This window comes from Vibrio sp. OPT20, from assembly GCF_963889365.1.
Classification (GTDB): Bacteria; Pseudomonadota; Gammaproteobacteria; order Enterobacterales; family Vibrionaceae; genus Vibrio; species Vibrio splendidus.
On record NZ_CAWPOA010000101.1, the window covers coordinates 100,560 to 114,462 of the forward strand.

General features: G+C 44.1%; 9 protein-coding genes. 5 read left to right on the top strand and 4 right to left on the bottom strand.

The annotated features are described in order from the left end of the window. Positions 1–24 precede the first annotated feature (24 nt). Positions 25–138: a cytochrome bd-I oxidase subunit CydX gene (cydX, locus tag AACR09_RS20445; protein ID WP_004733754.1), complete on the top strand. Its 114-nt coding sequence runs from the start codon at positions 25–27 to the stop codon at positions 136–138. Positions 139–473: 335 nt separating this feature from the next. Next, a complete protein-coding gene (locus AACR09_RS20450; RefSeq protein ID WP_193835600.1) occupies positions 474–2,363 on the top strand; it encodes a methyl-accepting chemotaxis protein in 1,890 nt (629 codons plus the stop codon). Positions 2,364–2,550: 187 nt separating this feature from the next. Here AACR09_RS20450 and AACR09_RS20455 read toward each other — a convergent pair whose 3' ends face one another. Then, complete coding sequence (locus AACR09_RS20455; RefSeq protein WP_017077249.1) at positions 2,551–4,134, bottom strand: ABC-F family ATPase; 1,584 nt, start codon at positions 4,132–4,134, stop codon at positions 2,551–2,553. Positions 4,135–4,585: 451 nt separating this feature from the next. On the opposite strand from AACR09_RS20455, the gene AACR09_RS20460 reads away from it, so the two are divergent. Both AACR09_RS20460 and AACR09_RS20465 read left to right on the top strand, forming a co-directional pair. Then, on the top strand, positions 4,586–6,931 hold the full coding sequence (locus AACR09_RS20460; protein WP_193835601.1) for an ATP-binding protein: 2,346 nt from the start codon (positions 4,586–4,588) through the stop codon (positions 6,929–6,931). Position 6,932: 1 nt separating this feature from the next. Then, positions 6,933–7,820, top strand: a complete 888-nt coding sequence (locus AACR09_RS20465) for a mechanosensitive ion channel family protein (protein ID WP_004733762.1) — start codon at positions 6,933–6,935, stop codon at positions 7,818–7,820. 134 nt (positions 7,821–7,954) lie between these two features. Here the strand turns inward: AACR09_RS20465 and AACR09_RS20470 are convergent, their stop codons facing one another. The 3 genes from AACR09_RS20470 to AACR09_RS20480 form a co-directional block, all read right to left on the bottom strand. Then, positions 7,955–9,574, bottom strand: coding sequence for a methyl-accepting chemotaxis protein (locus AACR09_RS20470; protein ID WP_065682421.1), 1,620 nt, complete (start codon positions 9,572–9,574; stop codon positions 7,955–7,957). Between the two features lie 286 nt (positions 9,575–9,860). Continuing rightward, complete coding sequence (locus AACR09_RS20475; protein ID WP_193835602.1) at positions 9,861–11,888, bottom strand: sensor histidine kinase; 2,028 nt, start codon at positions 11,886–11,888, stop codon at positions 9,861–9,863. Continuing rightward, a complete protein-coding gene (locus AACR09_RS20480) occupies positions 11,878–13,341 on the bottom strand; it encodes a sigma-54-dependent transcriptional regulator (RefSeq protein ID WP_193835603.1) in 1,464 nt (487 codons plus the stop codon). The genes AACR09_RS20475 and AACR09_RS20480 overlap by 11 nt, the downstream gene beginning before the upstream one ends. 303 nt (positions 13,342–13,644) lie before the next feature. Between AACR09_RS20480 and AACR09_RS20485 the strand changes: the two genes are divergently transcribed. Continuing rightward, positions 13,645–13,903, top strand: a 259-nt coding sequence (locus AACR09_RS20485) for a substrate-binding domain-containing protein (RefSeq protein WP_228010778.1), incomplete at its 3' end; no start/stop codon positions are given.

Consider the following 13,903-nt stretch of genomic DNA (forward strand, 5'->3'; position numbering starts at 1 on the left):
AGAGATGAAATAGGAGGATAACCTATGTGGTATTTATGTTGGGTACTGGGCGTATTATTAGCCTGCGCGTTTGGAATTATTAATGCGCTATGGCTAGAACACACCGACTTTCTCGATGAACAAAATGAACAAAATTGATCGGTAAAGTCACTAGCAACTGTTAACTATATAATCAGATAACTACTTGAAATAATTAAAAGTCCTCATTTAATACGATGCCTGCGATCTCAAAGATCTCCGATATTAGTGTTAATGAGGACTTTTCTTTTGGCATCTTATCTTGCCACATCTAAGGAAGTAGGCGTCTCAAATCACTTAGTTTGTGTATATCAGGGGTTAACTAACCTTTACCACCAACGAATCTTGCTTTAACAACCTAATAGGCTATTAGTTACATATTCATCATTTAAATATTTCTATTAATTACAAAACAAATATGAATATCAACGTCACTGGCTTAAAGGGAATTAACCATGAGTAATCCATCGGAACCTCAGCGTCGTTCGCTGTCTCTTTCAATACGCAGTAAATTTATTCTAATCAACCTCACCCTGTTTGTTTCAGTCTTCATATACGCCATTTACGAACAGTTTAGCTTAGACAAATTGGAGTCATTGGAGCGCGCTGCGACTGAAAACCTCAGGAGTTCAGTTGACTTGCTAACGCTCAGGAGACACGAGAAAGATTTCTTGTCTCGCCACGATCAAAAATACGCAGAACGTTTCGATAAAACCGCCGACACATTGAATCAAAGATTGGTGACGTTGAACCAGACTCTCACCTCGCACGAGCTGCACCTGTCTGACCAAATGACAAGGATTTCGGACACTCTTCATCAATATCAAAAACAGTTCCACCAAATCGTCGAACAAGTAAATAACATTGAACGTACGACCGCACCTTTAGGTTTTGTCGCTGCGTTAGATGGCAAAAGAACCGCGTTAAAATCAGCGATCGAATCTGAATCGAGTTTGGCTTTAGAGCTTGCGCTGTTAGAGTTGATTGAAAAAGACTTCCACTATCTCGCTCATATTAATGACCAAACACATATGGCGTTAGCTGATGCTCTTAAAGAGTTTGAACCCTATTCTCAAACGTCGGTTGCGACAGAGCAAGCCTATTCGGATTACAAAGCTGCGGTTGAAACGCTTCTGCTGGCTAACACCAATTTAGGCTTGTCGGCAGAACTCGGTCTTAGAGGCGCCTTACGTAGCAACGTCCACAAAACAGAACAAGCTATTGAAACGGTACAAACCGAGATAAGCCAAGCCATCACAGCGGCGAGTACACATACCAAAAATACATTGCATCTGTTTGGTGCCGCCATCGTCGCTCTGCTCTCTTTATTGTTGGTGTTCATTGGTCGCAACATACTTGCGCGAATCAAAGCGATAAACGTGATGATGGAATCAATCGCCAGTGGAGATGGTGACTTAACCGTTCGCATGAATGCCAAAGGCAATGACGAACTCGCACAACTAGCTCACTCGTTCGATACCTTCATTAATAAACTGCACGGTAACATCAAAGAGCTATCCGGCGTGATGACGGTGTTGACCGATAGTTCGTGTAGCTCTGAAGAAGCGGCAATCAAAAGTATGAGTAATGCTGAAAAGCAGAAGCAACAATCTGAATCAGTAGCGACGGCAGTTAATGAGCTGGTGATGACCAGTAATGAAGTGACGGCGAACATAGAAAACGCAGCGATGAACGCTGAGAAGATCAAAGACAATGCACATCAGGCGTTACAAGAAACCCACGCAACCAATGACAGCATTAATGTGTTGGCCGAGAATATTGCAGAGTCTCAAAACCTAATTGTTCAGCTCGAAGACCAGAGTCGCGAAATCAATCATGTCGTCACTACCATTCAAGGTATTGCGGAACAAACTAACCTACTCGCGCTAAATGCGGCGATAGAAGCGGCACGTGCTGGTGACCATGGACGCGGGTTTGCAGTCGTGGCCTCTGAAGTGAGAGAACTTTCGCTAATGACTAACGATTCTACCCATCAAATTGAATCGACCATTCATGGCCTAACGTCTGGAATAGCAAAAACGGTCGCTAAGATGTCGGTAAGCCTAGAACAAACGGGGTTAGTTAAACACCAAACCAAAGATGTGGTAAATGCGATTGAAGGGATACACTTTCAGGTTGGCGAGATGTTCGACTTAAACAGCCAGATTGCCACTGCGTCTGAAGAGCAATCCATGGTTTCAGCGGACATCGATCGGAACATTACCGATATCGCTCATTTAGCCAGTGATACTCATACCGTGGTTTCAGGGTCAGTTCGTTGTAGTGAACAAGTTTCGAACGTGAGTGTGAAGCTTGAGAAGATTGTGGCGCAGTTTAAGTATTAATGAGCAATGTAAGTATTGATGAGCATAGGTATTTGCGACCAACCACTCGACGTTTTTTAATACAAAGAGATTGATATAAAAAACTGATATAAAAAACAAAAGGCCTCTATCTTATTCATAAAGATAGAGGCCTTTTTAATCAGGAATACTTACTAACGTCGTATTACGTATTCATGTTTAATGCGTACTAAGCGCGTGCCTTCAAGAACTCAGCGTAAGTACCGCGGAAGTCGTTGATCTTGCCGTCTTTGATTTCAAGAACACGAGTCGCTAGAGAGTCTACGAATACACGGTCGTGAGAAACGAAGAACAATGTGCCTTTGTAGTTCTCAAGAGCCAAGTTAAGCGCTTCAATAGATTCCATATCCATGTGGTTTGTTGGTTCATCCATTAGCAGGATGTTTGGCTTGTGCATCATGATCTTGCCAAGAAGCATACGACCTTGCTCACCACCAGAGATAACCTTTACAGATTTCTTGATATCGTCTTGGCCAAACAGCATACGACCTAGGAAGCTACGAACAACTTGCTCGTCTTCGCCTTCTTGACGCCATTGGCTCATCCAGTCAAACAGGTTTAGATCTTCTTCAAAATCATGTGCGTGATCTTGAGCGTAGTAACCGATGTTTGAGTTTTCAGACCACTTATATTCACCAGTACGCGCTTCTAGAGCACCCGCTAGTGTGTTAAGTAGTGTTGTTTTACCCACACCGTTCTCACCGATGATAGCAACACGCTCACCAACTTCGAAAATCGCATCGAACTTGTTGTATAGGTCTTCTTCAAAACCTTGAGATAGGTTTTCAACCACAAGCGCGTTACGGAATAGCTCTTTAGACTGTTCGAAACGGATGAATGGGTTTTGACGGCTAGACGCTTTTACTTCATCTAGTTGAATCTTGTCGATCTGTTTAGCACGAGATGTCGCTTGTTTCGCTTTAGATGCGTTAGCAGAGAAACGAGAAACGAACGTTTGAAGTTCAGCAATTTGTGCTTTCTTCTTCGCGTTATCAGAAAGTAGACGTTCACGAGCTTGTGTCGCTGCTGTCATGTACTCATCGTAGTTGCCAGGGAACAGACGAAGTGCGCCGTAATCAAGGTCAGCCATGTGTGTACAAACTGAGTTTAGGAAGTGACGGTCATGCGAAATGATGATCATTGTGCAGTTACGTTGGTTTAGCGTATCTTCCAACCACTTGATGGTGTCCATGTCCAGGTTGTTCGTTGGTTCGTCAAGAAGCATGATATGCGGGTCTGCAAACAGTACTTGAGACAATAGAACACGAAGTTTCCAACCAGGTGCCACTTCGCTCATCAGACCGAAGTGCAGTGATTCTTCAATACCTACCGCAAGAAGAAGCTCACCTGCTTTCGCTTCTGCCATGTAACCGTCCATTTCAGCGAACTGAACTTCAAGATCAGCCACTTTCATGCCGTCTTCTTCGCTCATTTCAGGCAAAGAGTAAATGCGGTCACGCTCTTGCTTGATCGCCCAAAGCTCTTTGTGACCCATGATAACCGTGTCGATTACCGTGAATTCTTCATAAGCAAACTGGTCTTGGTTTAGCTTAGCAACGCGCTCATTTGGATCGTAGCTTACGTTACCTGCACTTGGCTCAAGTTCACCAGAAAGGATCTTCATGAACGTCGATTTACCACAGCCATTCGCGCCGATTAAACCGTAGCGGTTGCCTTCGCCGAACTTAACTGAAATATTTTCGAAAAGTGGCTTAGCGCCGAATTGTTGGGTGATATTTGCTGTGGAGATCAATGCCGTTACCTTTTTAATGTGAAAAACGCCGCAACGTTACTTCTTCGGGGCTTTAACTGCAAGTCTTGATTGCAATTACAGGCCATTAAGTGAGTGATAACCTAGCCAAATCATAATTTGAGCTGACTCACACTTTTGATTTTCTATTTGTCGTTAAAAAAACATCTACTTTCAGGGAAAACAAAATATCGAACAGCACCCCATAATGGGCGGTATATAACGTCCCAAATCATGCCAACCATTGAATATATCGTATGCTGATTGGTCACAGTAAAACTAACCCGATCAAAGCAACAACAGACATAGGCAAGACTAGCCTAATCTCTGACAATTTCATGACAAAATCAGCCAAAACGGGAATAAAGTACTCGCCCCCGATACGGGGTTGGATTTCACAAAGTAAGATTAACTAACTATAGTAATCCTAACCTCATAATTCTAAGAGACTTTTATGCGTTCACTTTCGCGCTTCTTAATCTTCACTTTGGCCATTCTCTCTTGGCCGAGTCATGCCAACTTGGAATATGACTTACAATCTCAGCCTCAGGTATCTAATAGTGCTGTAGATCTGGATAAGCGTATTGATTCCCTACCTGATCCCCTCTTTATGGAGCAGTCGGACAGACGCCAAGTCAACATTTTACTTGCCGAAGTTCTGCGAGTTCAAAAGCTGGAAATCAAAACCTTCGAGCAACAGGTAAAAGCCTATAGAGATAACAACGACGCCGATCAATGGTTTTCCGTGCAAACGAGCTACGTCACATTGAATAGCTTGAACGTAAGTAAACAGCATCTTTTAGAGCAGACAAACTCCGCGAATAAAGAGCGCTTAACCGGTTTTGGCCCATACGGCGTGACTCAATTTAAACAAGAGTGGGAATTAACCAAGCTCAATATTGAGTATCTTGTTTACTTCCAAATTCGTAGCTTTAAAGCATTAGTTAAAGACATTTTTATTTCTCCAGTGCCTGTCATTTGGGCTTCTCTAAAGGTGCTGTTCATTTACTTCGGCTTAGTATGGTGGCTTGCCAACAGCACTCGCTTGATTGAGTTGTTTCGAGTTAACTTTCTCGAAGCGAAAACGAACCCTCCTTTTTTGGTTCGTGTGATTTGGTATATCAGCCGTGCTGAGCGTGCGATTGCTTGGTTAATCGCCATCACACTTTCTTTGAGAGTGCTTTCTAGCATCCCTAGCCTGCAGCACTTGATTTTCCTAGAGATATTCACGTGGTGGATTCTAGGTGGTTCGATTGCAATCAGCTTTATTCTTGAATTTGCGTATCGCTTGGGTCGCACATCAAATCAAGAAGTCATCGCGCTGAGACTATCGACTATTCGACGCTATGTTTGGAGTATTATTGTTGCAGGTCTGACTTTGCAGATATCGAGCATCACACTGGGTAAAGGTACCATTTACAGCTGGATCTACAGTGCGCTGTTTTTCTGGTTCGTGCTGGTCACGATATCGGTACTGAGATTATGGAGAGCGAAAGTCTTCGATACGCTGCAACACATCTCCGATCGTCCGGTGTGGGTTAACTGGGCGGTAAACCGTAAGGAAACCTTCTTACTTAATATACTGGCGACGGCAATTGGAATCGTCTGGTTGAGTGTTTACAACTTCCAACATCGAATCATGGCATTGCTCTCTAGTTACACGTTGTTTAGTCAGGCCTTAGCTTATCTCTTTCGAATCGAAGTTGCTAAGCAGTCTGATCTTGATAAAAACCAACAAAACTTGGTTCGAATCAAAGGAGACAAAACCTATGAGTACATTCTGCCGGGTAATATCGATAGCACCTTAATTGATTACGCGAGCGATGAGGTTAAGCAACTCTCTCGTTATTTGATGTCGGACAGCCCTGCTATTTGTATTGTTTCAGGCGAACGTGGTGTGGGCGCTACAACGCTGCTTTATACCTTGCTGCATAAAGTATCCAACGCAGAGCCTGTTTACGTGAGTTGCCCTTACGCGGGTTACCAAGAGCTCTTAGCGCATCTCGCCGTGAGCATCGGCTTGGAAGAAGAAGCGACTGAGATTCAGATATTGGCGCACCTACGTAAAAGTAACACCACGTACTTAATTGCGATTGATAATGCCCAACGATTGGTTAAGCCAATGGTCGGTGGCCTGTCTGATTTGATTCGTTTAACCAACCTTCTCCGTCGTTCTAAAAAGAATCACCGTGTCGTGATATCGATTGCCAAATCAAGCTGGCGATTTGTCGATCGAGCGCGTGGTGAGCGTCTGCTGTTTGATTTGGTGTGTTTCCTACCACGTTGGACAGAAAAACAAGTCGGTGATCTTCTAAATAGCCGTATCAATACCGAACTTGAAAAGCCGTTATCGTTTGATGGTTTAGTTGTCCCTAAGCAGTGGGATCAAGATGACATGAGTGAAGAAGAACGCGCACGCCAAGGCTTCTATCGAATCTTGTGGCACTACTCTGATGGCAACCCTACCGTTGCGCTACGATTCTTTAGGCTCTCTTTGAACCGCAATAAAGAGACAGATCAAGCCGTGGTACGTTTGTTCCATGTTCCTGAAGCGCAGGAACTCGAGAACATGCCGAAACCTATGTTGGCTGTACTTCGTTCTATCGTGCAATTGGAAATAGCTTCTCCGGAAGTGTTGTCTGAATGTACTCAGCTGAGCATTGCAGAGATAACCGGGATTCTACGTTATTTTGAAAGCCGTGGTTATATTGGTTGGCATGAAGAAAAGGCTCGAATTTCTGAGCACTGGTTCCGCCACATTACAAACGTTCTCGACCGTCAACATCTACTGGTGAAGTAAAATGAAGAAGTTATTTATCCTACTATTTGTTGGCTTGGCAAGTGCTGTCAGTTTCCCGACCTTTGCGACGGAAGAGTTAGCTAACGTAGAAAACATCTCAAAGATTGCGAGTTTGGTGCGTTGGAGCGGTGTGTTCTTCTCCATGATCGTTATTGCCGCAATGTGGTTGTTACTGAAGTTCATCAATTCGTTGGTGACCAGTTTTGGTAGTCAGTTCGTGCAATATCGAATGCTGCTACAGAAACTGCAGTCATTTACTCAGTTCTTTATTTACGTGAGCACCGGCCTTATTGTGTTCATGATGAGTTTTCGAATCAACGATCAAATCTTAGCTTTGATTGGTGGTACCCTCGCCGTGTCGGTCGGCTTTGCGCTTAAAGACTTGGCTGCGTCATTCATCGCCGGTATCACGGTGATGATTGACAGACCTTTTCAAGTTGGTGACCGTGTCACGTTCGAAGGTAACTATGGCGACATCATTACCATTGGTTTGCGTTCTGTTCGAATGAGAACCCTGAACGACGACATTATCACGATCCCGAACAACAAGTTCTTAAACGAAGTAACGACCAGTGGTAACTATGGCGCGCTGGATATGCAGGTGGTGATTCCATTTTATGTCGGTATGAATGAAGACATCACCCTAGCTCGAGACCTGATTCAAGAAGCGGCGTCTTCAAGTCGTTACATCCACTTGCCGAAGCCTGTTACGGTTCTGGTCAAACAGACGATCACGGATAATTACTTGGCGATACAGTTAACTTGTAAGGCCTATGTGGTCGACACGGCGTATGAGAAGCTGTTTGAAACCGATATTACCTTGCGTGTGATGAAAGAGTTTAGAAAACACAATATCAACCCTCCGAAGATTTCAGTGACTGCACATTAACAAGATTGGCTTAACGCGCTTCTTTTTCTTAACGCTCTTCTTTTGTTGAGCAAGTTAACAATCCAGTCATCTACAAACAAAAACACCTCCGAACTTGTCTCAAGTGCGGAGGTGTTTTTTTATGAGGTTTTCGCTTAGACCTTAAAGTACTTTAACTGATCAGTAAGGTGTTCTGTAGTGTTGGCCATTTTCTGGCTATCCTCAGCTAACGACTGTGAAGCTTGCAATACTTCGTTAGCCGCCAGATGAATCCCAGTGACACTTTCACTCATTTCGGTTGCTACCGTGCTTTGTTGCTCCGAGGCGGCGGCGATTTGCGCGACCATGTCGTTGGCGTTGTGCAGTTCATTTACAATCACATCGAGTTGTTGGCGTGTTTCGTTAGACGCGACAACACTGTGATCGACTTTCTCATTGCTGCTTTGCATTGCTTTAAAGGTACGCTCGGCTTGCTGAGTCAGTTTTTCAATCGTCGATTGAACTTCATTGGTTGAGTTTTGAGTGCGGCTTGCGAGGTTACGAACTTCATCTGCGACTACCGCGAACCCTCTTCCTTGCTCACCTGCTCGGGCTGCTTCTATTGCCGCATTAAGTGCTAACAAGTTCGTTTGCTCAGAGACATCACGTATCACGCTCACCACTTGGCTTATCTCTGTGACACCAGATTGTAAGTCTCTGACGAGATCGTTCGCCGTCGAAATATTTTCTGAAACTTGAGATATTGTTTTAGACGTTACTTGCATGTTCTGGTCGTTCTGATTTGCGTGCTCGACAACCTTATTGGTGCTTGCGGCAGTATTTTCAGCATTAACAGCGACATCAGAAATGGTGGCACTCATTTCTGTCATCGCTGTCGATAGCAACTCAAGCTGTGCATGTTGTGAGTTAACACTGGTCGCAGCCTCTTCACTGGCTTGTGCAATGTGACTCGCCATGTTGCTGGATAAACCTGCTGATTCATTCGCTGTACGAAGCGTGCTTTGTAACTTGTTGAGCATGGTATCAATTTGATTACTCATATCGCCCAGTTCATCTTTACGTGTCATGTTCATGCGTACACGAAGATCCCCATCGGCAATCTTATGGGTGTTGTCGATAAGCTTGTTAAGTGGCACAAGGATATTGTTAGAAATCGCGTAGCCCATAGCAAACAACAGGCCTGATAATACAACCGCGACCAGCCCTTCTTTGAGCGCTAGTGCATAGAAGGCGTCTTGAATATCCGCAACTAAGATTCCCGAGCCAACAATCCAATTCCACTCAGGGAATAGCTGTACATATGAGATCTTGTCTTTGAGTTCACCTTGCGGGCTCATCCATTGATAATCAAGAAACCCTTTCTCCTCTGGGGTACGTGAAATGGTGACCATCTCACGCCAGTGGTGTTTACCTGCACCATCTTTAAAGTTACCTGCGTTCTTGCCATTGAGTTCAGGTTTTAATGGATGGATAACAACGTTGAGTTGTTGGTTTAAGATCCAGAAATAATTGGTGGTGTCGTAACGAAGCGTTTCAATTGCTTGCAGCGCTTGTTTCTTTGCTACTTCTTCACCGAGCACGTTACGTTGGCTGTAATAGTAACTCGCTAAGCTGACCGCGGTTTCGACTTGAGCACTGAGTTTATCTTGGCGCTCTTGCATTGAGCTTTCACGTTGTTGCATTAGGTTGAAAGATGACGCCATTACCAATAGAACAACCGATAAAATGACGATGGAGATAAGTTTTGATTTAATAGATAGATTACTTAATTTCATAGCTGACTGACTTTATTATATTTTTTGATTATGAATTTGGGGTCAATGTATCAAAAATCCGTACAGTTCAGATGATATGCATCAAGATCAAAAGATATACACTGTGTTACATATTCAAAAAGAGGTGCTCGTCAAACAGTCAGAGGTTGAGATTTAGTTGGCGATAGTTTAGTAGTGCAGGATTTTCGTGCTTGGGCTGAAACGTTCATGTAACAGCCCAAGCGCAGTAGAAATATTATCAGGTGATAATATGGTTGGATTCGATTCGAGCTTAAAGCTAAAAAAATTATAGGTTTGAGACCAATAACTGTGGTGTCGCTTTTTGCTGAAGGTAGATACTAAAGCGGCTTCCCTTGCCTACCTCAGATTCAACTCGGATCTCGCCACCCGTTTGGCTCAAGATACTTTGAGATACTGATAAGCCTAAGCCTGTACCGTCACGTTTGGTGGTATAAAAAGGCGAAAATATGCGTTTCAATTGTTCTTCTTTGATACCACACCCTTCATCTTCAACATGAACGATTGCACCATGAGATACGCCATTCTCCACCCAGTCTTCACTTGAGATAGTCAATGTGCCCTGTCCGCCCATGGCATGAATCGCGTTCATCTGTAGGTTAACCAAAATCTGCAAAAGTTGGTTTCGGTTAACTTCCACAGACGTTTTAGCATGCAGTTGTGATACATAGACAATGCCTTTCTTTTTCGCGCCTGTTTTTACGAGCGTAATACTTTCATCCACGATTGGATTGATATGTTGCCACGTAATTTCGTCTTGTACACCGCCGTGTCGGCTGTATTGAAGCAAGCTTCGTGTGATGTTTCGGATTCGGTCAATCTGCTCCATGATCGCGTGGACTTCTTCGTCTACACGAGCGACTTCGTCACCGAGCTCAAACTTCATCAACTCTACATTGCCAAGAATTACCGCTGTAGGGTTATTAATCTCATGGGCAATGCCCGCGGTTAATTCGCCTAGCGCGGCTAACTTTTCGTTGACCACCAGCTTGTCTCGAGCTTGATTCAACAGCTTGATATGCAGTTCGAGTTCTTCGGTTTTCTCTTTCAAGCTAGCAGTACGAGAATGAACCTTACATTCGAGTTCTGAAGCGGCTTGTTGGATCTCTTGATTACGTTCGTGCAGCAAATCCAACATCTTATCGAATTGTTTAGCGAGCAAAGTGAGCTCGTGTTGATCGTTCAAGCCCAGAGTACCGATTCGCTTGTCTTGCCCCATTTGGACTAGCTTGACGACTTTATGAATGCGTTCAATAGGATTGAAAAGATCACGCGCACCACGGTGAACGATCAAACCAGAAGCCAGTAGCAACAACACAATCGTAATGCTGATTTCACCCAGGTTGGTTAAGTACGTTTCCACTAATGGCCAAATCAAGTAACCGGTATAAAGCATGCCGATGACGTTATCGAATTGGTCATGAATCGGTTGATACGCAGTGATGTACCAAGCGTCGTAAACATACGCTCTATCTAGCCACTCTTTACCTTCATTCAATACTTTAGAATGAACCTCATGAGACACACGAGTACCAATTGCGCGCCCTGCACTTTCTTCGCTGCTCAACGGTACATTAGTGCTGACACGTAGGTCATCAAGGAACACAGTGACGGTACCAATGCGGCGATTAAAGCCCTCGCGTTGCGGATAAATGAGATTGCTGATCTGATCAACCAACTGTGTGCTGTTATTAAGGAGGATCCCGCCATCAAGAAAACCAATTACGTGATCATTCTTGTCACGAATCGACACAACGGTGCGGCTAACTAAACCTCGAGTTTCAACGTTTTGACTATTGAGCATTGGGACTTCGGCTTGCCTGGCAAGGTTTTGGTCTAAATCGTTGAGTTGGTTTTGGTTTAATACACTAAAGAACGATTCTTTGTGTGTCAGGTTGAGGTATTCAAGCTTTTTCTCCATGCTCTCGACGCTACGCCAGCGCAAGAAATCGAGTTCATAGCGAGATTTGTTTTCAGAAACCCAACGTGTGAGCTCTTCTTTCGAAATATCACTCGTGAGTTTGATTCGGAAGTTGTAAGACTCAGCAAATGCTTGAACGTTATAGGCCTGTTGGTTCTGAATTAGATGGATACTGTTGTCGGCAACATCCAAACGCTCATCGACATCAATCAAAGCACCCTGCCACGTGTAATGTACTGACCAATACAGTGTTATAGCGACAAGCGCACATAAGGTAAGAATGATGGGAGCGGATGTTAGAAATAGCAGGCGATAACGCACCATGGTTTTGAACCGGAACGCCCACTTTGTCCACCAATGACGTCTAATCGGCATATTCAGAGCCTTCTGTGTTCCACTCTTTGTACTTACGCTCTAGTGTTTTACGCGCCACACCGAGATCTCTCGCTGCTGCAGATTTATTGCCATCATGAAAACTCACCAGTTGTTCTATGTGAGATTTTTCTACTTCTTTGAGTGTCCAAGTGTTCGGGTAACCCTCAGCTGCGTCTACATTATTCAAGTTTGGTATTTCCGCCCCATGTGACACCGTCACTGAAATGCTGGTTGGGGCTGGATCACCATTCACTTCTCGCCAATAGTGTGCTGGTGGCTTGTCTAAAAGAATGCATCTTTCGACTAAGTTCTTAAGTTCGCGGATATTGCCCGGCCATTCGTATTCATTCATTGCCAAGATATCTTCATGTGCCCAGTTTGGAACCGGCATACCCAGTTCACTAGATAAAAGACGAGTGAAGTATGGAACAAGCTCTATCAGATCAGACGGTCGTTCTCTCAATGGCACAACATCAATCTTAAGTACATTGAGTCGGTAGAACAGATCGCGACGGAAGTGGCCTTTATCGACCTCTTCTTGAAGGTTTCGGTTTGTTGCTGCGACGACACGTACATCGACAGCGATCTCTTTCTCACTGCCAACTGGACGAATAGTACGTTGCTCTAACACACGTAACAGCGCTGCTTGCATTGGCAGTGGCATTTCACCGATCTCATCAAGGAACAGCGTGCCGCCACTTGCGACTCTGAACAGACCTTCACGGTTTTTCTTCGCACCAGTAAAGGCACCAGACGTGTGGCCAAACAATTCGCTTTCTAAAAGCTCAGGCGCAATCGCTCCACAGTTGATTGGCACAAATGGGCCGCTACGCTTGCTGGCTTCATGTACATCACGAGCAACTAACTCTTTACCCGTACCCGACTCACCTTCTATAAGAACTGATGCTCTTGACGGTGCAAATTGACTGATCAGCAATTTGAGCTGTTTAGTCTTGTCTGAATTGCCGATCAATTCGGTCTTGATATGACGGCTAACATCGCGCTTCAACGCGTACTGCATTCTTTGGTCAAGGCGCTTGTCCATACAACGCAGAACCGCTTGTATCATTTGTTCGAGGTTGAACGGCTTAAGAATAAAATCTGAAGCACCAAGCTTAAGCGCGGATATAGTCATCTCTAAATCAGCATAACCTGTCATGAAAATCACATCGGCACGTTTGTCGTTGTCGTTAAACGCCTCTTCCCACTCAATACCAGACCGACCTGGCAGGTTGATATCAAGAACAATGAGATCAAAATGCTCGCTCGAACGCAGTATTTCGGCTTCTTCAACCGACCCTGCACTCGATACCTTGCCAAAGAACTTACCCAGTGCTTTCTTTAAAATAGCCTGCATACCCATTTCATCATCCACAACCAAGACGGAAAACGCTTGATATTGAGTCAATGTGTTCGGATTGAGGTTGGGTGCAGATGAACTAGGTAAAGACATAATGATTAGCCGGTGGGGAAAGTTGGGACAGAGTGTACCAATTAACCTTTTGTGCAGCAGGGACAATGTGCGACATTTTGTCCTAGCTCATGTTTTGATTCATTTTAGAGGGCTAAATGACGCAGTTTTGTCCGAAATAACAGCAATTTAATGAGATCTGATGCATGATTTATTGGCATTAAGATTGCTTATAAGGTGTAGATTTCTAATTACAACAATTAGCGTCTTATGCACATGCCCTTTTTTGAGCCCTTTAAAACTGAAGGCATGTCATTCATTTATAACAGAATGGACATAATAATAATGAAAGCAATTCCCCTAACTATTGCAGCTCTATCTATCGTCAGTTACACGGCTAGCAGCGCGGAAGACACCACCCATATCAAATTGGCAACAACCACAAGTACCTACCACTCAGGTCTACTTGACTACTTATTACCTGAGTTCGAAAAAGATTCGGGTATCAAAGTTGATGTTTTAGCGGCGGGTACAGGTAAATCACTTCGCATGGGTGAGAATGGCGATGTAGACCTAGTGATGACTCACGCCCCAAAGGCTGAAG

Bases quoted from the DNA above. Each gene is read 5' to 3' on its own strand.
- cydX (WP_004733754.1), top strand. From the start codon at position 25: ATGTGGTATTTATGTTGGGTACTGGGCGTATTATTAGCCTGCGCGTTT.
- AACR09_RS20450 (WP_193835600.1), top strand. From the start codon at position 474: ATGAGTAATCCATCGGAACCTCAGCGTCGTTCGCTGTCTCTTTCAATA.
- AACR09_RS20460 (WP_193835601.1), top strand. From the start codon at position 4,586: ATGCGTTCACTTTCGCGCTTCTTAATCTTCACTTTGGCCATTCTCTCT.
- AACR09_RS20465 (WP_004733762.1), top strand. From the start codon at position 6,933: ATGAAGAAGTTATTTATCCTACTATTTGTTGGCTTGGCAAGTGCTGTC.
- AACR09_RS20470 (WP_065682421.1), bottom strand. From the start codon at position 9,574: ATGAAATTAAGTAATCTATCTATTAAATCAAAACTTATCTCCATCGTC.
- AACR09_RS20475 (WP_193835602.1), bottom strand. From the start codon at position 11,888: ATGCCGATTAGACGTCATTGGTGGACAAAGTGGGCGTTCCGGTTCAAA.
- AACR09_RS20480 (WP_193835603.1), bottom strand. From the start codon at position 13,341: ATGTCTTTACCTAGTTCATCTGCACCCAACCTCAATCCGAACACATTG.